Origin of the sequence: Undibacterium sp. Jales W-56 (assembly GCF_025548535.1) — a bacterium.
Lineage (GTDB): Bacteria > Pseudomonadota > Gammaproteobacteria > Burkholderiales > Burkholderiaceae_D > Undibacterium.
The window spans coordinates 135,245-159,738 of sequence record NZ_JAJLQW010000004.1 but is presented as its reverse complement, the minus strand read 5'-3'; the positions used below and the strand labels follow the sequence as shown (position 1 = coordinate 159,738).

Here is a 24,494-nt window from a genome sequence, read left to right as displayed (position 1 = left end):
CTGAAGGTATCTATGATTACACTGCGATTGATCCTCGGCGATCAGCTCAATCCCCAGCATCGCTGGTTTTCCGAGACGGCGGACGACATTGTCTATGTCTTGATGGAAATACGTCAGGAAACCGACTATGTGTTGCATCATGCGCAGAAGATTCTGGCAATTTTTGCCGCGATGCGCGACATGGCGCGTCAATTAAAGGAGCGCGGCCACCGGGTCCATTATCTGACGATTGATGATGTGGAGAACCGCCAATCGCTGCCCGCCAATATTGATTATCTGATCGCGCATTACCAGGCCAGCGGTTTTGAATATCAGGCACCGGACGAGTGGCGACTCGATCAGCAATTGTATGAACATGGGCGGCGTACAGCATTGGCCTGGGTGATGGTCGATAGCGAGCATTTCTATACGACGCGCTCAGAAGCCGCAGAAATTTTTACCGGTCGCCGTCAATGGCTGATGGAATATTTTTATCGGCAGATGCGTGTGCGACATCATATCTTGATGGCGGACGCGGCGAAGCCCGCCGGCGGTCAGTGGAACTACGATCATGACAATCGTAAGCCCTGGCGCGGCACGCCACCAGAGCCTGTGGATGCGCGCATCTGCCACGATCATTCCGCCTTGTGGCACGCCATCGTCGCGGCAGGTGTGCAGAGTTTTGGCAATCCGCAGGCACATCAATTGGCATGGGCGCTGAATCGTGCTGAAGCGTTGCAGCAGCTAGATGCATTTATCGAACAAGCGCTGCCGCATTTCGGCGATTTTCAGGATGCCATGAATAGCCATGCCTGGCGCTTATTTCATTCCCTGCTGTCGTTCGCACTGAATGTCAAAATGCTGAACCCGCGTGAAGTCGTCGGTAAAGCAGAGGCGGCGTATCGCAGCGGTCATGCGTCGCTGGCGGCGGTGGAAGGGTTTATCCGACAAATTCTGGGGTGGCGTGAATATGTGCGCGGGGTGTATTGGACAAACATGCCGGACTACGGACAGCACAATGTATTCGGCCACTCGAATGGCTTGCCGGCTTGGTTCTGGACCGGGCAAACCAAGATGCGTTGCCTGTCTCATGCGATCGGGCAGTCGCTGGAGCAGGCGCATGCGCATCACATACAAAGACTAATGGTAATCGGTAATTTTGCGCTGCTGGCCGGGCTTGATCCGCATGCGCTTCATTGCTGGTATCTGGGGGTGTATATCGACGCTTTCGAATGGGTCGAGATGCCGAACACCTTGGGCATGAGCCAGTTTGCGGATGGCGGATTGCTGGCAACCAAGCCCTATGTGTCCAGCGCCGCTTACATAGATAGAATGAGTGATTATTGCAAGGGATGTCACTACGATAAAAAAGCCCGGCTCGGTGAGCGGGCTTGCCCTTATAACGCACTGTACTGGGACTTTTTTTATCGCAATGCGGATCGACTGGCGAATAATCCGCGTATCGGCATGGTATATCGGCAATTAGATAAAATGGATGCAGAGTCGATCGAGGGATTCAGTGCGCGGGCGCAGATGCTGCGTGCCAATCTTGATCAACTTTGAGGCTGGAAAACTGTGATCGCCACAGTTATTATCGTGATCGTTTATTCCAGTGATAACCACAGTTTGTCCCAATCGCCGGGCTGAAACGTACCTTCCCGTTTAAACGCCAATTGATGCTTTGGGTCCAGAACAAAGTGAGTCGGCTGCGTGACGATTTTGCCGAAATTATCCGAGTGCCCAGGCGCGTTGCGCCACACCGTAGGAAAACGTTGGTCCTTAGGGTAGGCATGGGTCGTAATGTCGTTGTATTCGTCCAGGTCTTTTTTGTTTTGATCGATATTCACACCGAGCAGAACGAATTTTTTCTTGGCATTGCTGACATAAAATTCGCGCATCAATTTCAGGTCGTGGCTGCATAGATCGCAATCGAAAGTAAAGAAACTGACTAACACCGTGCGGCCTGAAAAATGATTTAAATCGAGTTTCTTGCCCGCGATATCGGTGCCTTGCAGCTTATATGTCAGCGCATCCGGTTTTGCCTGGGCCAGCGCGAATGGCGACGCCATCATCAGGCCGGCGAGTGTCGTCGATTGCATAAAATCTCTTCTGTTCATAAGAACCTCATCAAGTAATGACAGTGACTAAGTCGTGAATAGATCGTGGAATGGCGCTTGAAAAACTCGCTAGCTTGCCCGGCGCAGTAGCCTTATCATAAACCGTAGGCGCGATGTCGTGAAATTTAACTCAATGACAGCCATAGATTATCCCAGTCGTCGGGCTGAAATGTGCCTTCCCTCCTGAAGACCAGTTCACTCTGGGGATTCAGCACAAAATGCGTAGGCTGGCGCACGATTGCGCCAAAATTATCTTTGTGGCCCGGTGCGTTGCGCCACACGGTAGGGAAGCGCTGTTCCTTGGGAATCGCCAGTGACACAAATTGATTGTAGGTGTCAAAGTCTTTTTTGTCCTGATCGACATTTACGGCTAACAACACGAATTTTCTCCTTGCATTGCCGACATAAAATTCGCGCATCAATTTCAGATCACGGGCGCAAAGATTGCAGCCGCCGGTAAAAAAGCTGACCAGCACAGTCTGCCCGGATAAATCGCTCAGGTCGAATTTTTTGCCGTACATATCGACCCCTTGCATCGTATATTTCGCAGGGTCTTTGCCGTTCTGCGCCATGCTGTTCGCGCCTGCAATGGATAAACCCGATAGCGCCAGGGTCTGTATGAAATGCCGTCTGTTCATGGCTTACCTTATGAGGTGTATGGTGAGTCGATTCGGGGTATTGTTGCAGCCGGTGCTGGCAGATAATTAGTCGCCATGGGCGGTGCGAACTTACATCGATGCAGAAATATATTTTTATGCATCACTATTATTGGAGTGGTTAATTTGATAATATTGCCGGCTTATTTCACAGAACGCAAATCAATATCCGCTAAATCATCAAGTCGCCAAGGGAAACCATGTTTAAAAAATTAGGAGTCGTAGTCGCCATTGCTGTCTCGCTGTTGTTTGCACAGATGGGGCAAGCTGCCGCCGCTGCCGATGCGCCGGAAAAGAAAATGACAGCAGAAGAATTTGTCGCTTCATTGAAATTCCAGCAAGGCAAAATCACCTTGCAAAACGGTATCGCGCACCTAAATTTATCCCCGTCATTCCGTTATTTATCACCGGAAGATGCAGAAAAAGTATTGGTCGATGCCTGGGGTAATCCGCCGGGCGCCAAAACTCTGGGCATGATTTTTCCGGCCAACCTCAGTCCGCTGAGTGCGGCAAGCTGGGGGGTGGTCGTTACCTATGATGAAGACGGTCATGTCAAGGACGACGATGCCGACAGTATCAATTACGACGATTTGCTCAAGGAGATGAAAGAGGCTAACCTCGCATCCAACGAGGAGCGCAAGAAGGCCGGTTACGCGCCGATGACGCTGGTGGGTTGGGCGGAGAAGCCCAGCTACGATAAAGCGAGCCACAAGTTTTATTGGGCCAAGGAATTCTCCGGTAGCAAGGCCGGCGAGAATTCACTGAACTACAATATCCGCGTACTCGGTCGCAAGGGCGTCCTGGTATTGAATGCGGTGGCAGGGATGGAGCAAATCACCGAAGTGAAAAAAGAAATGCAGAACGTCGTCGCCTTTACTGAATTCGTTGACGGCAATCGTTATGCCGATTTTGATGCAAAAAGCGACAAGGTCGCCGAGTACGGTTTAGCGGCTTTGGTCGCCGGCGGGGTCGCTGCCAAACTGGGTTTCTTCGGGAAGATCTTTGCGATGTTATTGGCGTTCAAGAAAATACTATTGGTGGGCCTGGCAGCGGCAGGTACAGCGCTTGCCAAGCTGTTCGGTAAAAAGAAGGATGGCGATACTGCTTAAGACCTGGCTTGATTCGCGTGTCACATCACAATAACTAAGGAAGCGTTGCATGCTTAAGTTGTTCACATGGCTGTTCGCCGTTGGTAAGCTGGGTAAGTTGCTGACGACGGGCGGCAGCATGATTATCTCCATGCTGGTGTATTCATGGATTTTTGGCTGGCCTTATGCGGTCGGTTTTGTGTTGCTGATTTTCGTGCATGAAATGGGACATTTTATCGCGGCTCGCCAGCGCGGACTGGATGTCGGAGCGCCGACCTTTATCCCCTTCGTCGGTGCCTGGATACAGCTAAAAGAATTGCCGCACGATGTAGAGACCGAGGCGTATATCGGGTTTGCCGGACCGATTGCCGGCAGCATGGGGGCGCTGGCCTGTTACTGGATAGGACGGAATTATGGCAGTAACCTGATGCTGGCTTTGGCCTATTCGGGATTCATGATTAATCTGTTCAACCTGATTCCGATTTCGCCGCTGGACGGCGGTCGCATCACCGCCATTATTTCACCTAAGGTCTGGTTAGCCGGTATTCCTTTGCTGATTGCCTTATTTTTTTATAATCCAAGCCCCATGCTGATTTTGATTGCGCTTCTGGCTTATCCGCAGTTAAAGCAGGCATTCTCCAAAGAAGCCCCAGAGGGTTTGCCCGCCGACTACTATCAAGTCCCGACCAATACGCGTATCAATTATGGCGTCCTGTATCTGGGCCTGGTCGCGTTTCTGGCCTTGATGAGTTACGAATTGCATGAGATTTTGCCTAAATCTTAAGATGGAACGATGATGACTACGCAACGCTGCGCCTGGGCTAATCCAGCGAATCCGCTTTATCTTCATTATCACGACCATGAGTGGGGTGTGCCTTGTCACGATGAATTACGTTTGTTCGAGATGCTGAATCTGGAAGGAGCGCAGGCGGGACTGAGCTGGGAGACGATACTCAACAAACGCGAAAATTATCGCAAGGCGTTCGATCATTGGGATGCGCGGAAGATCGCTGTGTATGATGCAGAGAAAGTCGCGCAACTATTGGCGAATCCCGGCATTGTACGCAATCGCCTGAAGGTCGCGGCGGCGATTACGAATGCGCAGGCATATCTGCGATTATGCGAGGAAGCCGGTGGCCTGGATGCGTATTTGTGGGCTTATGTTGACGGTAAGCCGATCCGTAATAATGGCGAGAGAATTATTAAAACCGATTTGTCAGACCGGATCTCGAAAGATCTGGGTAAACGTGGATTTAAGTTCGTAGGATCGACGATTATTTATGCGTATATGCAGGCAATCGGGATGGTGCAGGATCACGCGGCCGATTGCGCCTGGCGTAAGTCGTAATCAGTTTGTTTGCGGGAAAAGGAAAATGGGCGCTATCGTAGCGCCCATTTTTTCGACCTCATTTGCATCTCGATGCCAGTGGCTTATGGCTGCTTAGGATTGAATTGCTGTGCCAGACTTTGCAGCGGCGCTGCATCGATGCCAGTCGTACTGACATGGCTTGGTATCGCAACGCGTACGGGTTTGCTATTCATATTGGTGGATGACAGCACATTGCTGGTTGCCTCCGGTGCGGCATTCCATACCGGATCATCGATGCCCTCGAATACGCTTTTCAACTGACGGCCCCAGGTGCTGCGTATCATTTGGAAGTATTGATTTTTTTCGTCTATCGTGACAAAGCGGGTCACCGCCAGACTATTATTTTCGTACACCAGCAAATCCAGTGGCAGGCCGACCGAGACGTTCGATTTCAGCGTCGAGTCCATGGAAATCAGGGCGCATTTTGCCGCTTCATCGAGCGGTGTTGCGGTCGTGACCACCCGGTCGATGATCGGCTTGCCGTATTTGGCTTCGCCGATCTGGAAGTAGGTATTTTCATTGTGCGATTCAATGAAATTGCCTGCCGCATAAATCTGGAACAGGCGGCAGCGCTCGCCTTTGATCTGACCGCCAAAAATAATGCTGACATTGAAGTCGATACCGAATTCGGATAATGAGGCGGCATCTCTCTTATGCACGGCGCGCACGACTTCGCCGAGGATGCGCGCGGCTTCATACATATTCGGGGCGTTCCAGATCGTGCTGCCATCGGCGCACACATGTTCAGACGCCAATTGGCGGATCGATTGCGAGATCGACAGATTGCCGGCGGTCATCAAGACCAGCATGCGATCGCCGGGATTTTCAAACACGCTCATTTTGCGGAAAGTGCCGACCTGATCGACGCCCGCATTGGTACGGGAGTCGGAGAGAAAAACCAGCCCCGCATCGAGGCGCATGCCAACACAGTAGGTCATTGTTGCAAGAGTCTTTGGTAAAAGGCTTATTTTACCCTAAGGCTAAATTCTGTAAGCGATTTGCGAAGCTAGGTTAGCTCTCGTAAATCGGCACTACCTGAACCTTGACATCGAGTAGTTCATCGCCGCCGCCGCGTCTGACGCCGCGAATGGGCGCGGCGGAATCGTAGTCACGGCCGATCGCCAGGCGGCAATACGCATCGGTCATCAGACGTGCATGCGTCACGTCGATGCTGACCCAGCCGGAGAAGTCGCTGTCTTCGACCCAGACATCAACCCAGGCGTGGCTCGCGGCATGATCGGTCGAGCCCGGATCGATATAGCCGCTGACGTAGCGCGCGGGAATGCCGTGAGCATGGCAGCAGGCAAGGAATAGGTGGGCATGATCCTGACATACGCCTCGCCCCATTAGCAAGGCATCGTTCGCGGTGGTGGTCACCACGGTCGCACCGCTTTGATACGCTACCGCACCAAAGATGTGCTCGGCCATTTTCATGAGATGCCTGGTCTGGGTTTGCTCAGGCTTGGCAGGCAGGCAATTCGCAGAAAACGCGACGATGCCAGCGGTCGGTTCGGTGAGCGGTGTGGGTACCGTAAAAATCAGCGGCGACAAGTGTTCGATTAAATTCAGCCTGCCCTGATACGGGAAGATGGTCTCGACGACACCTTGTGCGACGATCGTCAGCGCCTCGAGTTGGCCATTGATGGTCAGCATGTGCGACAAATTGCCGTAGGCGTCGGTATACGCATGGCGATGGCCGGTGGTATCGATTTGCCAGGACAGGCTGCGTTGTTGCGACTCCACGCGCGGCGTCAGGCGCAGTTGCTGGATGGTATAAGCCAGCGGCGCGGTGTAGCGGTAAGTGGTTTCGTGTCGTATTGATAATTGCATAAATTAATATACTCCCACTTTTTCGTATAAAAACAAGCCGAATCCGCTGGTTGATATTGCGTTAGCTAAAAATACTGAGTGAGAGTATGTTTTTTAAGGTGATTCATCAGGCGGCAAGCGGCACCAGGAAGTCGCGGCTGACCCGGTTACCCAGCACAAAGATGCGCTCTAAAAACTCGCTCAGTGTATCGTGCAAACCGGCGGCGAGAATATCTTCGATGCGACCGAACTGCAGTTCCGCATGCAATTTTCCGGCGAATCTCTCGGTATCGGACGACACGTCGTTACGCACTTCCTTGAGGTTATGCACCACTTCCTCCATGCAGGCCAGCAGCGAACGCGGCATATCGCCGCGCAGCATCAGCAGTTCAGCGACGCGTTCCGGCGTGATGACATCGCGATAGACTTTGCGATAAATCTCAAAGCCCGAGACCGAGCGCAGCAGCGCCGCCCAGTAATAAAAATCGCGTTGCACCGCTTCGTCGCGGCGGCTGATTTCTTTTGCCGCATGAAATTTCACATCCAGAATCCGCGCCGTGTTATCGGCCCGTTCCAGAAAAGTACCCAGCCGTATAAAGTGCACGGCTTCATCTTTGAGCATGGTGCCCAGCGTCACACCGCGCGATAAATGCGAGCGATATTTGACCCATTCAAAAAACTGGCTGGGATCGGTTTCCAGCAGGCCGCTACTCAGTCGCTGCTGCATGTCGAGCCAGGTCGCGTTCTGGGTTTCCCAGACTTCCGTGGTCAGGGTGCCGCGCACCGCACGGGCATTCTCCCGGGCTTCAGTCAGGCAGGCCGCGATCGAAGATGGGTTGTCCGGGTCGCGCACCATGAAGTCGAGTACGTCTTTGGCATTCAGCAAGCCATATTGATGATCGAACGCGCTTTGCAATTCCGAGATGCCGAGCATCGCGCGCCAGCCCTGCTCGGCGTCTTCTGCCGATTGCGGCAGCATCGAGGTCTGCACGTTGACGTCCAGCATGCGAGCGGTATTTTCAGCCCGTTCGGTGTAGCGTGCCATCCAGAATAAATGATCTGCGGTGCGGCTCAACATGAGTTCTTCTCCTGCACAATATGGGTGTTAACTTCGACAATGACGGGATGTAGCGATAAGCCCGCCAGCCGTTATCTTTCAAGTATCCAGGTGTCTTTAGTGCCGCCGCCTTGCGATGAATTCACCACCAGCGAACCTTCCTGCAAGGCCACACGGGTTAATCCGCCCGGTACCATAGCGATGCTCTTGCCGGACAGGACAAACGGCCGCAAATCGATGTGGCGCGGCGCAATGCCGTTTTCCACATAAGTCGGGCAGGCGGACAAGGCCAGCGTTGGCTGTGCGATATAGCCGTCCGGCTTGGCGATCAGCCTTTGCCGGAAATCCTCGATCTGCGCTTGGCTCGATGCCGGTCCCACCAGCATGCCATAGCCGCCCGCGCCGTGGACTTCTTTGACGACCAGTTCAGGCAAATGCGCAAGCGTGTAGGCCAGGTCTTCGGGTTTGCGGCATTGATAGGTCGGGACATTGTTCAGGATCGGTTGTTCGGTCAGATAGAACTTGATCATGTCCGGCACGAAAGGATAGATCGATTTATCATCGGCCACGCCGGTACCGATGGCGTTCGCCAATGTAACCCGGCCAGCGCGATACACCGACAACAAACCAGGTACACCCAACGAAGAGTCGGGGCGGAAGGCGAGCGGATCCATGAAGTCGTCATCAATCCGGCGATAAATGACATCGACCCGCTTGGGACCGCGGGTGGTGCGCATATATACCGCATTGTCATTGACGAACAAGTCCTTGCCTTCAACCAGCTCCACCCCCATTTGCTGGGCCAGAAAAGCATGTTCGAAATACGCCGAGTTATACATCCCTGGCGTCATCACGACGATGGTCGGATCGTTGACGCCCATCGGCGCGACCGAACGCAAATTGTCTAATAGCATGTCGGGATAGTGATCGACCGGTGCGATCTTATTGCGCGCAAATAATTCCGGGAACAATCGCATCATCATCTTGCGGTCTTCCAGCATGTAGGAGACGCCGGAAGGCACGCGCAGATTGTCTTCTAACACATAAAATTCGCCGGCACCGGCCCGCACGATATCGACGCCGGCAATGTGCGCATAGATGTCTGAAGCGACGGAGATACCTTGCATCTCAGGCCGGTATTGGGCGTTTTTATAAATCTGTTCGGCGGGAATGATGCCGGCTTTGATGATATTTTGATCATGGTAAATATCATGGATAAACATGTTCAGCGCTTTGACGCGCTGTACCAGCCCGCTCTGCAACTGGGTCCATTCCGCCGCCGGGATGATGCGGGGAATGATGTCAAAAGGGATCAGGCGCTCCGTTCCCGCATCATCGCCATACACCGCAAAGGTAATGCCGACGCGGCGAAAAGTCAGATCCGCTTCGGCGCGCTTGCGCTGTAGAGTTTCTGGCGATTGCTGCTTTAACCAGGCGCTGAATTCACGATAGTGTTCGCGGACGTTACCTGCTGCATCGCTGCCCTCAGCCGTCATTTCATTGAAAAATTTTGCCATGATGTGAATTCGCTGTTGTTTAAGTAGGTACTATCAAGAAGCATGCCAGCATTTTCAAAGATCGCTTATAGCTTATATTCTCTAGGGCCTGTTAACATGTAAATCGGAAGATGCGTTCACGCCCAAACGCAGGATGGCAAGGCGCGCATCGCCGCTGAGGCTGGTGCCTCAGCAAGAGGGGCAACGCAGTCCATCGTGCGTTTGGGCGTGAACCCTCTGGGAATGGCCTAAACGGGTCATGGCGTTGTTGCAAATCGCTTATAGTGCCCGCACTACGGCGCGTTTTGCGCCTAGCCCTGTACCCGTTTAGACTCATTCGCACTCCCGATTTACATGTTAACAGGCCCTAAGGCGCGCGAATAAAATCAATCAACTCCAAGGTATGCCGGTCAGGTTTCGGTGTCATCAAGCTGACAATCGCGATACTGATCAGACCTGCCGGCACCCCGAATACCCCGGCAGAAATGGGGGCAATATGCCACCACTGATTGCCTGCGCTGCCACCGAATAAGGGATGCGTATTGAGCATATAAAACACGCAGACGACAAAGCCGGCAACGATGCCGGCGATCGCCCCTTGATAATTGGCACGCTTCCAGAATATGCCCAATACCAGTGCAGGGAACAGCGCAGAGGCGGCCAAGGAGAAGGCTGCACCGACCAGCGATAGAATATCGGCCGGCTTGAGCGAGGCGACATATGCGGCCACCAGGGCGACTACCAGCAACAGGAGTTTTGAAATCGTCACCCGCTTTTGCGTCGAAGCGCTAGGATCGACAATTTTGTAATAGATATCGTGCGATAAGGAATTGGAAATCGTCAGCAGCAATCCATCCGCCGTCGATAAAGCCGCGGCCAGGCCACCGGCGGCAACCAGGCCGGAAATCACATACGGCAGACCGGCGATTTCGGGCGTCGCCAGCACCACGATGTCGCCATCAATCGCAATCTCGGCTAACTGGACGATGCCATCGTGATTGATATCCGTGATGTTGACCAGCGGATTAATCTTGTCGATGCTGGCCCAATAGGTAACCCACGATGGCAGTTTGGAAAATTCCATGCCGACCAGCGATGTGTAGATATCGTATTTCACCAGGATCGCCAGTGCGGGAATCGTGATGTACAGCAGCATGATAAAAAACAAGGACCAGAATACCGACTCCCGGCTTTCGCGCACCGATGGCGTGGTGTAGTAGCGTATCAATACATGGGGTAGGGCAGCCGTACCCATCATCAGACAGAACACCAGCGCCAGAAAATTATTGCGTTTGATGTCTGACTCGTTCGGGTCTTTTGCTGCATACGGCATGTAGTTGGTAATACCGGGTTCGGCACGCGCCAGATTATTATTTTTGGCCTCGGCCCAGCGCTGCTGCGCGTCTTGCGGCGTCTTCGGATAATTCGCCAAAACGCGGCCTGCCGCTTTGATCTCGATCAGCGAGGCATTGCCGGACTTCAGCTCGTCGAGTTGATGCTGCAATTCATAGCGACCCTGTTCCCATGAGTTGGGCAGTTGCTCGATTCTGAGCTGAAACGCGTCGGCACGTTCCTTAAAAATCGCCCGCACTTCCTGTTCTTTAGGGTCGGCGGCGAACAGTTTTTCCTTGCTGCTTAATTCGGATAATTTAGAACCATAGGCAATTTGCGGGATCGGCGTTTGGGTGTGCTTGACCGATAGCCAGGTGACAGGAATCATGTAGGCGATGATGATGATGATGTATTGGGCGATCTGGGTCCAGGTGACTGCGCGCATGCCGCCTAAAAATGAGCAGACCAAAATGCTCGCCAGTCCTAAAAAGATCCCGACCGAAAAATCGACTCCGGTAAACCGCGAAGTAATCAGGCCGACGCCGTATATCTGTGCGACGACATAGGTAAACGAAATAAAAATAGTGGCAATCACAGCCAGTACCCTGACAGTATTGCTACCTTGCGCACCGGCGAATCGTGTGCCTAAAAAATCGGCAATACTGTATTGACCGAATTTGCGTATGTAAGGTGCGATCAGCAGCGCGACCAGACAAAAGCCGCCGGTCCAGCCTATGATGTAAGCGAGACCATCAAATCCTTGCAGATACAGCCCGCCCGCCAGGCTTAAAAAACTCGCCGCCGACATCCAGTCAGCCGCCGTCGCCATGCCATTGAAAATGGCCGGGACGCGGCGTCCCGCGACATAGTATTCGGAGATGTCCGAAGTGCGGCTCAATACGCCGATGCCGGCATAAATCACGATGGTGGAGAACATGAACAGATAACCTATCCATGCCCGCGGCACACCTTCTTTTTCCAGCACTGCCAGACTGATCAAAAATACGATGAACAGCAGCGTGTACCATGCGTAATAGATCGTCAGGCGTTTGGTAAAACGACGTTGCACCATTAGACACCATCCTTAATCGGGGTCGAACTATCGACGGCATGCTCAGCTTGATTGGCCAGATGAGTTTGATGTGCTTGTTCAATTCTGCGCATGACAAACGATAGCACCGCTAACAGCAAAACATAAAATAGAGTCAGGCCTTGTGCCGCCATATAAAATGAAAACGGCCAGCCAAAGAAGGTATACAGCGCCAGCTCACGCGCGAAAAATAACACGCCAAACGTCAGCAGCAACCAGCTTGCCAACAAGATCACCGTCAATTGACGGGTGTGTCGCCAATAGACGCTGGTGCTGGATGGGGCTGCTGTACTTGCTTCCATAGCGGATGTTCTTTACAAGGCTGTCAGGACAAGTCGCCAGGCAAGCTGGCATGCGGGTTCATCTGAAACGAGACGCGGAACAGGCATCCCGGATATTTGGCATCCTGATTGCGCGGGTTGTACATGATCTCGATAGGCGCATTATGTTGCTGGGCAATCTCGCGCACGATAGACAGGCCTAAACCGCTGCCTTGCACATTGCTGCCGAGGATGCGGTAGAAGCGTTCAAACACGTGATCGTGCTCGGCGACCGGGATCCCCGGCCCGTTATCTTCGACCTCCAAGATTGCCAGCGCCTGCTCTTCGCTGACGCGTATCCTGACCGTCACGCTCATGCCTTTCGGCGTATAACGGATCGCGTTATCAATCAGGTTGCTCAGCAATTCCCTGAGCATCAGCGGATTGCCAAAAATCATTACCGGAAAATCAGGCTGCTCCAATCCCAGATCGATTTTGCAAGAGAACGAGGTCGGTATCCAATCGTGTACGGTGCTGCGCACCAGCTCGCTCAATTCAACTGGTTCTAAAGGTCGGGTCGCAGGCGTTTGATTTTCTGCCCGGGCGAGCGTCAGCAATTGATTGACTAAGCGGGTAGCCGCCTCTGAGCTTTTTGCAAGTTGCAATAGCGAGCGATGAATTTCTTCCTGATCGGTTTGTCGCAATGCCAATTCGGATTGCATACGCATACCCGCCAACGGCGTTTTCATCTGGTGCGCGGCATCGGCGATAAAGCGTTTTTGGATATCGATGGTTTGCGCCAGACGTTCCAGCATTTCATTCAGTGAACGCACTAAAGGCGTGATCTCCTCAGGCACCTGGCGCGAATCAATCGGGCTTAAATCATCGGGACGGCGCGCGCGTATTCTGTGCTGTAATTCTGCCAGAGGCGAAAGTCCGCGGCTCAAAGCGAACCAGACCAGCGCCAGCGCAATCGGCAGAATAATAAATTGCGGGAGAATCACACCCTTGATGATTTCATTCGCCAGTATATTGCGTTTTTCCAAGGTCTCCGCAACCTGGATCAGCACCAGGTTCGGCGCATATTTTTCTGTATTTTGGGTGCCTGAGCTGCCCGTAATTTTATTCAGGTTGATATAGCTGTAAGCGATCCGTATATCAATGCCGCGCAGGGTTTCGTTACGTACCTGTACGGTTCCTGTGGCAGGCTTTTCTTCATCCGGCGGATTGGGTAAATCTTTATCGCCATCAATCAAATCGCCGCGATCAGTTTTGACTTGAAAATAAATGCTATCGAGATCATCGGCGCGCAAGATATCCCGTGCAGGATTCGTCATTTGCGTGACGATTTTTCCATCGACTTGTTTTATTTGTTGCGACAGTACCAGGACATGGTCTTCAAGCGCGCGGTCGAATGGCTGGTTGGCGATCGATTTAGCGACCAGGTAAGTGATCGCGATACTCATAGGCCACAGCAGCAGCAGCGGGGCCAGCATCCAGTCCAGGATTTCACCGAACAAGGATCGCTGGATTTTTTCCGGCTGCTGGCTGTGCACAGGATGGTCCGGCGCTTGCGAATGAATTGCCATATCGGCGCCGTGGTCGTCAGTCATGGTGTATCGGTAGGCGTCACGATGTTGGTTGTATTGCTTGGGTCGGCAGGGGCAGCGGGTGCCACGAAGAATTTTTCCAGGCAATAACCTAAGCCCCGGACGGTGGCGATCCTGACTCCATCGACTTCGATTTTTTTGCGCAGGCGATGAACATAGACTTCGATCGCATTGTTACTGACTTCTTCACCCCATTCGCACAAATGATCGACCAATTGTTCTTTTGAGACCAGCCGTCCGGTTCTTTGCAGGAGAACTTCGAGTAAACCTAATTCCCGTGCCGAGAGATCGAGCATCTGTTCATGGATATACGCGATACGCCCGACCTGATCATACGTCAGCGGACCATGTTTGATGACCGTTGGCCCGCCACCGGCGCCACGCCTGGTCAAGGCGCGCACCCGCGCCTCCAATTCGGATAAGGCAAACGGTTTTGCCATGTAATCGTCGGCACCAAGATCGAGACCTTTGACGCGCTGCTCTACCGAGTCAGCGGCCGTCAATATCAGCACCGGTAAATGGGAGTTGCGCGCGCGTAAGCGGCGCAAGACTTCGAGTCCGCTGAGTTTGGGCAAACCTAAATCCAGGATCAGTAAATCGAAATCTTGAGTGGATAAAGCGGAATCCGCTTCCTGGCCGTTCGCCACGCAATCGGTGGCATAGCCAGACTGTCTCAGCGAGCGCGTCAGGCCGTCGGCGAGAACACTATCATCTTCAGCGAGCAATATACGCATGGTGGAATTTTCTTATGAGGGACACGATGAAAATCTCAATTTTGACAATGCAGAGCAAAGAGCCGTTTGCAATCTGGCCGCAGCTACAATGGCTTTGCAAGACAGCTATGCGCCGGAAAATTGGTTTTGTCGTTATCCGATGGTTTGTCTCTGGAGTTAAGTCTATGTGGTTTATGGGTTTTTGTCACAAGCTCAGGCTAACTATGTGGGACATTGCATCGCATTGCCGGATTAGTGTGTATTTTTTTCAGACAATTTCGGCAAATGTTGATTTTCAGTTAAGTCTGAAATGCACGCCGCGTTAAATCAATGACTTATAGCGCACGTGCTAATTCAAGTCTGAACTGAAAATTCATTTAACTTTGAATACACTAGGATTTTTTTTCATTAAAGTCTGAATTCGCAGGGATAGGCTTTATTTAAAAAAGAGCCCGACGTGCTTGCAGAGCCGCCTTGCCTTACTCATTTACACTGTCTACGGCGCAAGCACCTGGCCAGCCGCTTTTTGAAATGCCCTTTTTTGCGTGACAATATGTTTGTTTTTAGATCATACTTTGCATCGTAGTTTCAAGCAGCAGGAAGGAACGTTAGCCGGTGTGCCTAGTCAATAGGTATTCAAGCAGGAATTGCGCTCACTCCCCTGTTCATGGCTTCACGTTCATAAGCCGATTTATTGTTGAACGGAAAATCTCATCAATACTAAGGAGTCGCTTCATGACAGAAGAAACGTCGAACTTGCCTTCGCTACAAGGTTCTTGCCATTGCGGCGCGGTGCGACTGACCCTGCCGTCAATGCCGGAGACGTCGACAAAATGCAACTGCTCGTTGTGCCGGCGCCTGGGCGGTCAATGGGTCTATTACCCATTCGGCACGGTAAGCATCGAGGGGCACCCAGAGAATACAAACGATTACGTGTGGGGCGACAAGACCCTGAGGACGGTTCGTTGTAAGACCTGCGGTTGTGCGACGCACTGGGAACCCATAGATGGGCAACTGGGCGCAAGGCACGGGGTGAATTTGAGCAATTTTGAACCACGTTTGAAAGAAGTGGTTAAGGTGCGTCATTTTGATGGGGCTGATACCTGGACCTTCCTTGATTGATGTCAGCCAGGTCGTCCTCATACTCAATGTGTGGGCGCTACTCCTTGCGCCGCCGCCATTTGACTAGCCGATGTCTTCTCGCAGGCCTTCTAGTAGGGATTCAGTTTTTCAGCCCCCCTTTAGTTCGACCGGACGATTGAATTGCTTACGTATTTTCTTGGAAAAGTGCCACGATTTGTAAGCGCTGGCCCCGATGGGGGCGCAATGCCCTAAAGGCTTATTTAGCATCGACGGATTTTATTGCAAACTCAATAAATATTCACTTCTTCATACCCAATCTGGACTTTTTAATTTTCGTATGCGAACAGACAATTCGCTATATGTGTCGGGAATTCAGAGTTAGCTGGAAAAAATTCAGAGTTAAACGAAAATCGACAATTATTGTGTATTCTTTTCAGACAATTTCGGCAAACTCCTTGATCCATATACCGAAATCAAGAATATTAAAAACATGCTTGCATAAATCACTGATTTTTTATACAGTATGGCCAGGCTGAATAAAAACAGAGAATTTATCGATTCTCAGGTAGTAAGATTAAGTAAACGACAACCAGGCGTAACATTCCCGAAAGAAATCATGGACGACAAAAAATCCGATTCCAGCTCTGACAAAAGCAAAGCATTGGCTGCCGCACTGGCACAGATTGAGAAGCAGTTTGGCAAAGGCTCCGTTATGCGGATGGCCGATGGTGAGGTGGTAGAAGAAGTTCAGGTGGTATCGACCGGTTCTTTGGGTTTGGACGTGGCTCTGGGCGTCGGCGGCTTGCCGCGCGGCCGTGTCGTTGAAATCTACGGTCCGGAATCCTCTGGTAAGACGACGCTGACTTTGCAAGTCATTGCCGAAATGCAGAAATTAGGCGGTACTTGTGCCTTTATTGATGCTGAGCATGCGTTGGACGTCGGTTATGCCCAGAAGTTGGGTGTCAACTTATCTGATTTGCTGATTTCCCAGCCGGATACCGGCGAGCAAGCGCTGGAAATCACGGATGCCTTGGTACGTTCCGGCAGCGTTGATCTGGTGGTGATCGATTCGGTCGCGGCATTGACGCCTCGCGCCGAGATTGAAGGCGACATGGGCGACTCGCTCCCAGGTTTGCAGGCGCGTCTGATGTCTCAGGCTTTACGCAAATTAACTGGCAGTATCAAGCGTACCAACACTTTGGTGATTTTTATTAACCAGATCCGTATGAAAATTGGCGTGATGTTCGGTAGCCCTGAAACCACAACGGGCGGTAACGCATTGAAATTCTACGCCTCAGTTCGTCTGGATATTCGCCGTACCGGCTCGATCAAATCGGGCGATGAAGTGGTCGGTAATGAAACCAAAGTGAAGGTGGTGAAAAACAAAGTCGCACCGCCATTTAAAGAGGCGCATTTCGACATCATGTACGGTGAAGGTACATCACGCGAAGGCGAAATTCTTGATTTGTCAGCAGATGCCAAAATTATTGAAAAAGCTGGCGCATGGTATAGCTATAACGGCGAACGCATAGGTCAGGGTAAGGATAATGCACGTACTTACCTGAAAGAGCGGCCAGAATTGTCGCGCGAGATTGAGAATAAAGTTCGCGCACATTTGAATGTTCCTTTGTTGCCGCCAGCTGCCGAATGAAACTAAGCTAAGTTAAGCGCTTAACGATTTTGATCATTCACTTCGCTAATTTTAATGCTTTGCAAATTTGCAGCCAGAACGCCGGATCCACTCTTCATGAATGTGCCGGCGTTTTTTTATTGATCATCTGAATTTATGCCTAAACTGCAAATCAGCTTGAAAGCAAGGGCGCTCCGGTATTTGTCGATGCGTGAGCATAGCCGTATCGAATTGGCGCGCAAGCTGGAACGGTATGCGCAAGATGGTGACGATGTCGCGGCTTTATTGGATACGCTGGAAGCTGCCAAGTATTTATCTGCTGAACGTTTCTCTGATTCTCTGGTAAATCGTCGTATTGCCCGGTTTGGTAATCAACGTATTCTGGCCGAATTGCAAAGTCATCAGATGGATAGCCAGGAAATCGCACGGATCAAAAGTGCATTGAGCGTGACGGAAACGGATAGAGCGATTGAGATACTCCATAGAAAATTCCCTGATAAAGCAATAGATCATGCGGAAAAGGCTAAGCAAGCCCGGTTTTTACAGCAACGGGGGTTTTCGCAAAAAGCGATTCAACTGGCAATGCGCGCTCCTAGAGAGGATGAACTGGATAATTAATCGTATAAATCTCTCTAATGTATGGTCAATTTATCTATGAATATGTAGGCCATCTACAGAAATAATTCAACTATCTATATAGTAAATGCTGCGGTAAACCCGGTTTGATGAGCCACTTGTGCTACACTTCTGTGGTTTTTTGCAGGGCCGCAGGAGCGGCTGTTATCGTAGAAGCTGCGGTAACGACACGCAATTGTGGCTCTTTATTCTGAAATAGCCGCCAGTAGGCATTATGCCCTTACCATCAACAACTATCGGACGTGCGCTGAAGCATACGCGCTCAATCCAGATCGACGCATTCGCTCGCGATGACGGATTGTGGGATCTCGACGCCCATATCACCGATTCCAAGACCCGCGATATCAAGCTTGCTTCGGGCATTCGCCCTGTGGGTACCGCTTTGCACGACCTTAGTCTGCGTATCACGATTGATACCAATCTGACGATCGTCGATGCCGTTGCTGTTTCCGATGCAGTACCTTATCCAGGATTTTGCAACACGATAGTGCCTGATTATAAAAAATTGATCGGTCTCAATTTGTTTATGCAATTTCGACAAGGCGTAAAAGAAAGACTGTCTGGTATCAACGGATGTACGCATATCACTGAGTTAGCCCAAATTTTACCGACTGCCGCAGTTCAGGCATTTGCCGGCGATGTGATCGATACCCGGGATGGCGCCAGTGCCTCTGAGCAAACACAACAACCGTTTCAACTCAATCGTTGCCATGCGCTGCGCCTGGATGGGCCGGCAGTTGCGCAGTATTACCCGCGTTGGTCGACGGCTTTAAAAGCGTCGGCTGATGCAAAATCATCCAGCTAGTTTGTTTTTGTGTTGTTTTACTTATTAACTAATACCTCAGTGTCTGAAGGGAAGTCGTATGAAAATTCATGAGTATCAGGGTAAAGAAATCCTCCGTAAATTCGGAGTGACAGTGCCACGCGGTATTCCATGCTTGTCCGTAGATGAAGCCGTGAAAGCGGCTGAAACCTTGGGTGGCCCGGTCTGGGTTGTCAAAGCGCAAATCCACGCAGGCGGTCGCGGTAAAGGCGGCGGCGTTAAAGTGGCTAAATCCCTGGAGCAAGTGCGTGAATATGCTACTGCCATTTTGGGTATGCAACTGGTCACTCACCAGACCAGTCCAGAAGGTCAGAAGGTCCGTCGCCTGTTGATCGAAGAAGGCGCAGACATCAAAAAAGAACTGTATGTCAGTATGGTCACTGACCGTATCAGCCAGCGCGTGGTCTTGATGGCCTCCAGCGAAGGTGGTATGGATATTGAAGAAGTGGCAGAAAAACATCCAGAACTGATCCACAACCTGGCAATCGACCCAACCAATGGTCTGCAAGATGCAGAAGCTGACGACATCTCCCGTAAAATCGGTGTGCCTGAAGGCTCCATCGCTGATGCGCGCGTACAGTTGCAAGGTTTGTACAAAGCCTTCATGGAAACTGACTGCTCCCTGGCGGAAATCAATCCTTTGATCCTGACTGGCTCTGGCAAAGTGATTGCACTGGATGCGAAATTCAATTTCGACTCTAACTCTTTGTTCCGTCAACCGGAAATCGTTGCCTATCGCGATCTGGATGAAGAAGATCCAGCTGAAATCGAAGCCTCCAAATTTGACCTGGCTTATATCTCCCTCGACGGCAATATCGGTTGCCTGGTGAATGGTGCCGGTCTGGCCATGGCAACCATGGATACCATCAAACTGTTCGGCGGCGAACCAGCCAACTTCCTCGACGTAGGCGGCGGTGCGACGGCAGAGAAGGTGACAGAAGCCTTCAAGATCATGTTGAAAAATCCCGGCCTGAAAGCAATCCTGGTCAATATTTTCGGCGGCATCATGCGTTGTGACGTGATCGCTGAAGGCGTGATTACTGCATCCAAGGCAGTTTCCCTGCAAGTGCCGCTGGTAGTGCGCATGAAGGGTACCAACGAAGACATCGGCAAGAAGATGCTGGCTGACTCCGGCCTGCCTATCATCGCGGCTGACACGATGGAAGAAGCGGCGCAGAAGGTTGTTGCCGCCGCTGCTAAAGCTTAATAATCGCAAGGAACAGATATGTCCATCCTGATCAATAAAGACACAAAAGTCATCACCCAAGGTATCACTGGCAAAACTGGCCAGTTCCATACACGCATGTGCCGCGACTACGCAAACGGTAAAAACTGTTTCGTCGCCGGTGTTAACCCAAAGAAAGCCGGCGAAGATTTCGAAGGCATTCCAATCTACGCAAACGTTGCTGAAGCAAAAGCCGCCACTGGTGCCACCGTGTCGGTTATCTATGTGCCGCCGGCAGGCGCAGCCGCGGCCATCTGGGAAGCAGTAGAAGCCGACCTCGATCTGGCAATCTGCATTACTGAAGGCATTCCCGTCCGTGACATGATGATGTTGAAAGACCGTATGGCAAAGTCCGGCAGCAAGACCAAATTGCTCGGCCCTAACTGCCCCGGCCTGATCACGCCAGACGAAATCAAGATCGGCATCATGCCAGGTCACATCCACCGTAAAGGCCGTATCGGCGTGGTTTCCCGTTCCGGCACACTGACTTATGAAGCAGTGGGTCAATTGACTGCACTGGGTCTGGGTCAGTCTTCTGCCGTTGGTATCGGCGGCGACCCGATCAATGGCCTGAAGCACATCGACATCATGCAGATGTTCAATGATGATCCAGATACTGACGCCGTCATCATGATCGGTGAAATCGGCGGCCCTGACGAAGCCAATGCTTCTTACTGGATACGTGACAACATGAAAAAACCGGTGGTCGGCTTTATCGCCGGTGTGACGGCCCCTCCGGGCAAGCGTATGGGCCACGCCGGTGCGTTGATCTCCGGTGGCGCCGATACGGCACAAGCGAAGCTCGACATCATGGAAGAATGCGGTATTAAAGCAACCAAGAACCCGTCAGAAATGGCGCGTTTGCTGAAAGCCATGCTGTAATCTGAAAAGCTTGAGAAAAAAGAGGGGGGAGCTTAGCTCTCCCTTTTTTTATAATCAAATGTGGAAAATCGTCCAAATCAATTTATAGAATGATCTGGCAATTGATAACAGCACTCTATAGTTGGATTAGCTAAATCGTTTTAATCAATTGCAAGCATTGAAATGCGATCAGGTGATGGCGATGTTGTTCATCAGTGACAGAAATGCGCACTACTGGAAATTTCTTGCGATAACAATTAACAGAGTAGGACAATGTTGGGAATTACTTATCTTTACGCAACAATTTCTTTGGTTGGTGTTAAGCTTAGTCCAACAGGCTTACTGACAACATTTTCAGTGCTAATAAATGCTCCCTATCTTTAACGCACAGCCTGATTTTTAACTATTTTATATCCATGTCATTTCAACGCGTATTAGAGTTTGCGGGCCTCTCGGATACGGGACTAGTACGAGCGCATAATGAAGATGCCATAGAAATATGCGCGGAAGCTGATTTCGCAGTGCTGGCCGATGGTATGGGTGGATACAACGCTGGCGAAGTGGCCAGCAAAATGACGGTCGACAGCATTAAGCAGCAGCTATTGCGCAAAAAATCCTCCACATTTTCGTCCCTATTTGGACACAAAACTTCGATCGCCATGCGCTGGATTAAAGATGCTATTGATTCAGCCAATCATCAGGTATGGGGCGCAGCGCAAGACAATGCAGAGTTCATCGGCATGGGAACAACCGTTGTAGTTGCTTTTTGTCATTACGACAAATTATTGGTTGCGCACGTCGGGGATTCCCGCGCTTACCGATACAGATCGGACAAACTGCTGCAGATCACCCACGACCATTCGGTGTTGCAGGCGCAAATCGATGCAGGCCTGATCAGTCAAGAGAACGCTCAGCATTCACCAATAAAAAATCTCATTACCAGAGCCGTCGGCGCCCAAGATGATGTGGAGGTAGAAATACATGAGCATGCAATGGAAGAGGGCGATATTTACTTGCTGTGCTCCGATGGATTGACCGATATGCTCAATCATGATCAAATCCATCACCTGATACGCCAGCATGCGGATAATTTAAAATTGTGCTGCAAAGTTCTTATTGATAGCGCAAACGAGCAGGGTGGTCGCGACAATATTTCCGTGATTCTGATGAAGATCTCCAAACTAGAATCACAATCGCTAAAAAATTATATCCTGTCAAAATAGATCACTCACTTTAATCAGGTTTTTTTAAAGAGAACACTATGGCGAAAATTGTCGTCACTTTTAACGGTCTGGTCCAAAAAGAACTCACTATCCTTAAACCGCGGTTGACAATCGGACGACGTCCCACCAACGATATAGCGATTGATCACCTAACCGTCAGCGGCCAGCACGCTGCTATCGACACAACCTCAAACGGCTCATTTGTCCTGGATTTAGGCAGTACCAACGGCACCATGGTGAATGGTCAACCTATCAAGAAGCATTTATTGCAAAATGAGGATGTGATTGATGTTGGTAAGTACAAGTTGAGATTTACTTCTGAAGTAATTCCAATAATTGGAGTTACTCCCACGCTACCTGCACAAACTTCTGTCACACCCCCTAATTTCACTACCTCTGCAAAAATTAAAGTAATTAATGGCTCAAATGCCGGCAGGGAGTTGCACTTGACTAAACCTGTTACAACGATCGGTAGCCCAGGGGTGCAAGTTGTCGCGATAACAAAGCAAGGCCCGAATTACTTTATTGCACATGTCGACGGAATGTCAAAACCCAAAATTAATAATATTGAAATTGATCTTAAACCACAACAAATTGCCAACAATGACATGCTTGATTTATCCGGGACAAAAATGAAATTTATTTTTGATAACGGTTAAAAACAATTTTTAATTTTTTAAGATAGATGCTGAAAGAGATTTTTGATAATTGAGAAATTCAATTAATATTCAAATTTTTAGAGGTCTTTTTGATAAAAGGATCAACCACTATTATGCGGATAACGCTTGCATCACTTTTTTTGATCAGAGCTGTCAGATTGGTAGTTTGGCCTTCTACGGGAATAAAGCCGACTTCCTCCCTTTTTAGCATGTTAATGGTTAATGCCTCTGTTACTTCTTCTTCCATGCTGTCTAGCGTTTCTGTTGGTTGTGAAAAACGCAACTCATCTAGTTCTTTTAGTTTGGATTTTACATTTTCTGCAACAGATGCATAAGGAATAAAAAGACTTGGCATTTGGGGAAGCCATTTACTTTGGCTAGCACCTTCTTGAATTAAACTCTTTAGTTTCGTTTTATCTTTTGGAAGTTGCACAGCAACAATTCGGGGACCAGTGAATGGAAGCATTGAGGTATTAACTTTGTCTAATTCGACTTTAGGAATATCGAAAGCTGACTCCAGGATAAATCTATCTTCAAAATAGACTACATAAACGGGTCTGCCAGCTAGTATGGTAGACACACCATATCCAAGTGCTATCAATTGAAGTATTGCAACTACTGCTAAATCAAATTTAATTAAACGTTTCAACGGGTCATAAATGATCAACGTTATTATTGGGCCGATTGTAATATCAGCGATTGCCAAAATAACCAAAATATTTTTGACACCCATAGCGTGAAAATAGGGAGTTGGATAGCATACAAGTAACGTAAACAATAAAACCAAAGAAACAATTGAAACGCTGACAGATAAATGTATTAAGCTGGCTTGAATATTCTTTCTCATGATTAAATTGAAATTATTTATTTCAATGAAATTAGTAAAAACCGCGTCTTTAGGAATTCGATTTGGTTAAATATAAGATAAAAGGCTTATATCTACTTTTAGAACAAGTGAATTTTTTGTTTAAACTAAAGCTAGAACTAGTTTTAGTCCGCAAAGAGAAGCATAAATGCGGGTTACTTGATTGCTTTCGATGAAATTAAAGGGTCAAAAAGACCCTTTAATTTAGTAAAGCATTACTGTTTTTATGGACAATCGCCCTGACCAGGTTTCAAGCCACGTACTGGATCACAAATTGTGCCGGACTCAGTCCAGGTCATAACAGCGTTACCTGAAGAAAATGTCGGTGTATCAATAATTGTATGATTTGCACCTGCTGCCGTTGTGGAGCCCCCAGTCATACTAATAACACCGTTGGTAACGGAGCCAATTGTCGTAAGATTTTTGGATGCTACTGCGGTTGGAACGCCGTTCGAACCAGAATTGCAGCCAGTGAGCGTGCCTGTTTCTTGTAGGCATAATGCAACGCCAGTTTTAACTGGATCCAATTCTTGTTTTGATGCTGCAGCGCGAGTACGTGAGGTGTAGTTACTGTATTGCGGCAATGCGACCGCAGCCAAAATGCCGATAATAGCAACGACAATCATCAATTCAATCAGAGTGAAACCTTTTGATGCTTTAAGCTGTAGGCTAGATTTTTGTGTATTCATGTCAAACTCCAGTTATGTAATAAAACAAAGTGTGTTACTGCAATTTTTAAAGAGCAAATCGCATGCCAGAATTTATGGGGTGCGTTTTGTGAACTTAGTGGCTCTCGCGAGATTAAATTTTTGTAAAAAACAAATAACCTAAGCAACTTCACGCATTTTTAAGGGCTATCTTAAGACAAAAATTTTATACTACTGTCGTTTTGCGTCATGATTGACAAATAATG

24 protein-coding genes are annotated in these 24,494 nt (G+C 49.9%); 12 read left to right on the top strand and 12 right to left on the bottom strand.

The window, feature by feature from the left end; translation table 11 throughout:
- Positions 1-12 precede the first annotated feature (12 nt).
- Complete coding sequence (locus LPB67_RS12440) at positions 13-1,542, top strand: cryptochrome/photolyase family protein (RefSeq protein ID WP_262837578.1); 1,530 nt, start codon at positions 13-15, stop codon at positions 1,540-1,542.
- Positions 1,543-1,583: 41 nt separating this feature from the next.
- Here LPB67_RS12440 and LPB67_RS12435 read toward each other — a convergent pair whose 3' ends face one another.
- The gene (locus LPB67_RS12435) at positions 1,584-2,078 is read right to left on the bottom strand and encodes a TlpA disulfide reductase family protein (RefSeq protein WP_262837577.1); all 495 of its coding nucleotides are present in this window, start codon (positions 2,076-2,078) and stop codon (positions 1,584-1,586) included.
- A 143-nt stretch (positions 2,079-2,221) separates the two neighbouring features.
- Positions 2,222-2,734: a TlpA family protein disulfide reductase gene (locus LPB67_RS12430; RefSeq protein ID WP_262837576.1), complete on the bottom strand. Its 513-nt coding sequence runs from the start codon at positions 2,732-2,734 to the stop codon at positions 2,222-2,224.
- 218 nt (positions 2,735-2,952) lie between these two features.
- On the opposite strand from LPB67_RS12430, the gene LPB67_RS12425 reads away from it, so the two are divergent.
- From LPB67_RS12425 to LPB67_RS12415, 3 genes are read left to right on the top strand one after another with little or no spacing between them, the layout of a single operon-like run.
- Positions 2,953-3,861, top strand: coding sequence for a DUF2167 domain-containing protein (locus LPB67_RS12425; protein ID WP_262837575.1), 909 nt, complete (start codon positions 2,953-2,955; stop codon positions 3,859-3,861).
- A 49-nt stretch (positions 3,862-3,910) separates the two neighbouring features.
- The gene (locus tag LPB67_RS12420) at positions 3,911-4,624 is read left to right on the top strand and encodes a site-2 protease family protein (RefSeq protein ID WP_262837574.1); all 714 of its coding nucleotides are present in this window, start codon (positions 3,911-3,913) and stop codon (positions 4,622-4,624) included.
- 12 nt (positions 4,625-4,636) lie between these two features.
- On the top strand, positions 4,637-5,188 hold the full coding sequence (locus LPB67_RS12415; RefSeq protein ID WP_262837573.1) for a DNA-3-methyladenine glycosylase I: 552 nt from the start codon (positions 4,637-4,639) through the stop codon (positions 5,186-5,188).
- 83 nt (positions 5,189-5,271) lie between these two features.
- Here LPB67_RS12415 and LPB67_RS12410 read toward each other — a convergent pair whose 3' ends face one another.
- From LPB67_RS12410 to LPB67_RS12375, 8 genes are all read right to left on the bottom strand, one after another.
- On the bottom strand, positions 5,272-6,147 hold the full coding sequence (locus LPB67_RS12410) for a proteasome-type protease (protein WP_262837572.1): 876 nt from the start codon (positions 6,145-6,147) through the stop codon (positions 5,272-5,274).
- Between the two features lie 73 nt (positions 6,148-6,220).
- A complete protein-coding gene (locus tag LPB67_RS12405) occupies positions 6,221-7,039 on the bottom strand; it encodes a transglutaminase family protein (RefSeq protein WP_262837571.1) in 819 nt (272 codons plus the stop codon).
- Between the two features lie 106 nt (positions 7,040-7,145).
- Positions 7,146-8,096 carry an alpha-E domain-containing protein gene (locus LPB67_RS12400; RefSeq protein WP_262837570.1) on the bottom strand — a complete coding sequence of 317 codons (951 nt, stop codon included), beginning with the start codon at positions 8,094-8,096 and terminating at the stop codon, positions 7,146-7,148.
- Positions 8,097-8,167: 71 nt separating this feature from the next.
- Positions 8,168-9,592, bottom strand: coding sequence for a circularly permuted type 2 ATP-grasp protein (locus LPB67_RS12395; protein WP_262837569.1), 1,425 nt, complete (start codon positions 9,590-9,592; stop codon positions 8,168-8,170).
- A 346-nt stretch (positions 9,593-9,938) separates the two neighbouring features.
- Positions 9,939-11,975 (bottom strand): sodium:solute symporter family protein, encoded by a 2,037-nt coding sequence (locus LPB67_RS12390; protein WP_262837568.1) that lies wholly within the window; start codon positions 11,973-11,975, stop codon positions 9,939-9,941.
- A complete protein-coding gene (locus LPB67_RS12385; protein WP_262837567.1) occupies positions 11,975-12,295 on the bottom strand; it encodes a DUF4212 domain-containing protein in 321 nt (106 codons plus the stop codon). Before LPB67_RS12385 ends, LPB67_RS12390 begins: the two co-directional genes overlap by 1 nt.
- 23 nt (positions 12,296-12,318) lie before the next feature.
- Positions 12,319-13,866, bottom strand: a complete 1,548-nt coding sequence (locus tag LPB67_RS12380) for a sensor histidine kinase N-terminal domain-containing protein (RefSeq protein ID WP_410482734.1) — start codon at positions 13,864-13,866, stop codon at positions 12,319-12,321.
- Complete coding sequence (locus LPB67_RS12375; protein ID WP_262837566.1) at positions 13,863-14,597, bottom strand: response regulator transcription factor; 735 nt, start codon at positions 14,595-14,597, stop codon at positions 13,863-13,865. The genes LPB67_RS12380 and LPB67_RS12375 overlap by 4 nt, the downstream gene beginning before the upstream one ends.
- Before the next feature lie 714 nt (positions 14,598-15,311).
- On the opposite strand from LPB67_RS12375, the gene LPB67_RS12370 reads away from it, so the two are divergent.
- The 8 genes from LPB67_RS12370 to LPB67_RS12335 all read left to right on the top strand — a co-directional run bounded on the left by LPB67_RS12370 (position 15,312) and on the right by LPB67_RS12335 (position 22,716).
- Positions 15,312-15,698, top strand: a complete 387-nt coding sequence (locus LPB67_RS12370; protein WP_262837565.1) for a GFA family protein — start codon at positions 15,312-15,314, stop codon at positions 15,696-15,698.
- 577 nt (positions 15,699-16,275) lie between these two features.
- Entirely contained in the window at positions 16,276-17,310 is a 1,035-nt protein-coding gene (recA, locus tag LPB67_RS12365) for a recombinase RecA (protein WP_262837564.1), read from the top strand.
- A 135-nt stretch (positions 17,311-17,445) separates the two neighbouring features.
- Positions 17,446-17,907 carry a recombination regulator RecX gene (gene recX, locus LPB67_RS12360; RefSeq protein WP_262837563.1) on the top strand — a complete coding sequence of 154 codons (462 nt, stop codon included), beginning with the start codon at positions 17,446-17,448 and terminating at the stop codon, positions 17,905-17,907.
- Between the two features lie 232 nt (positions 17,908-18,139).
- A complete protein-coding gene (locus LPB67_RS12355; protein ID WP_262837562.1) occupies positions 18,140-18,730 on the top strand; it encodes a DUF2889 domain-containing protein in 591 nt (196 codons plus the stop codon).
- Between the two features lie 43 nt (positions 18,731-18,773).
- Positions 18,774-19,955, top strand: a complete 1,182-nt coding sequence (gene sucC / locus LPB67_RS12350) for an ADP-forming succinate--CoA ligase subunit beta (RefSeq protein ID WP_262837812.1) — start codon at positions 18,774-18,776, stop codon at positions 19,953-19,955.
- Positions 19,956-19,973: 18 nt separating this feature from the next.
- Positions 19,974-20,855 carry a succinate--CoA ligase subunit alpha gene (gene sucD / locus LPB67_RS12345; RefSeq protein ID WP_262837561.1) on the top strand — a complete coding sequence of 294 codons (882 nt, stop codon included), beginning with the start codon at positions 19,974-19,976 and terminating at the stop codon, positions 20,853-20,855.
- A gap of 395 nt (positions 20,856-21,250) precedes the next feature.
- Positions 21,251-22,057 (top strand): Stp1/IreP family PP2C-type Ser/Thr phosphatase, encoded by an 807-nt coding sequence (locus LPB67_RS12340; RefSeq protein ID WP_262837560.1) that lies wholly within the window; start codon positions 21,251-21,253, stop codon positions 22,055-22,057.
- A 38-nt stretch (positions 22,058-22,095) separates the two neighbouring features.
- Positions 22,096-22,716, top strand: coding sequence for an FHA domain-containing protein (locus LPB67_RS12335; protein WP_262837559.1), 621 nt, complete (start codon positions 22,096-22,098; stop codon positions 22,714-22,716).
- Between the two features lie 58 nt (positions 22,717-22,774).
- On the opposite strand, the gene LPB67_RS12330 is transcribed toward LPB67_RS12335, so the two are convergent.
- Both LPB67_RS12330 and LPB67_RS19115 read right to left on the bottom strand, forming a co-directional pair.
- The gene (locus LPB67_RS12330; RefSeq protein WP_262837558.1) at positions 22,775-23,563 is read right to left on the bottom strand and encodes a hypothetical protein; all 789 of its coding nucleotides are present in this window, start codon (positions 23,561-23,563) and stop codon (positions 22,775-22,777) included.
- A gap of 242 nt (positions 23,564-23,805) precedes the next feature.
- The gene (locus LPB67_RS19115; protein WP_316685205.1) at positions 23,806-24,270 is read right to left on the bottom strand and encodes a prepilin-type N-terminal cleavage/methylation domain-containing protein; all 465 of its coding nucleotides are present in this window, start codon (positions 24,268-24,270) and stop codon (positions 23,806-23,808) included.
- Between the last annotated feature and the right edge of the window lie 224 nt (positions 24,271-24,494).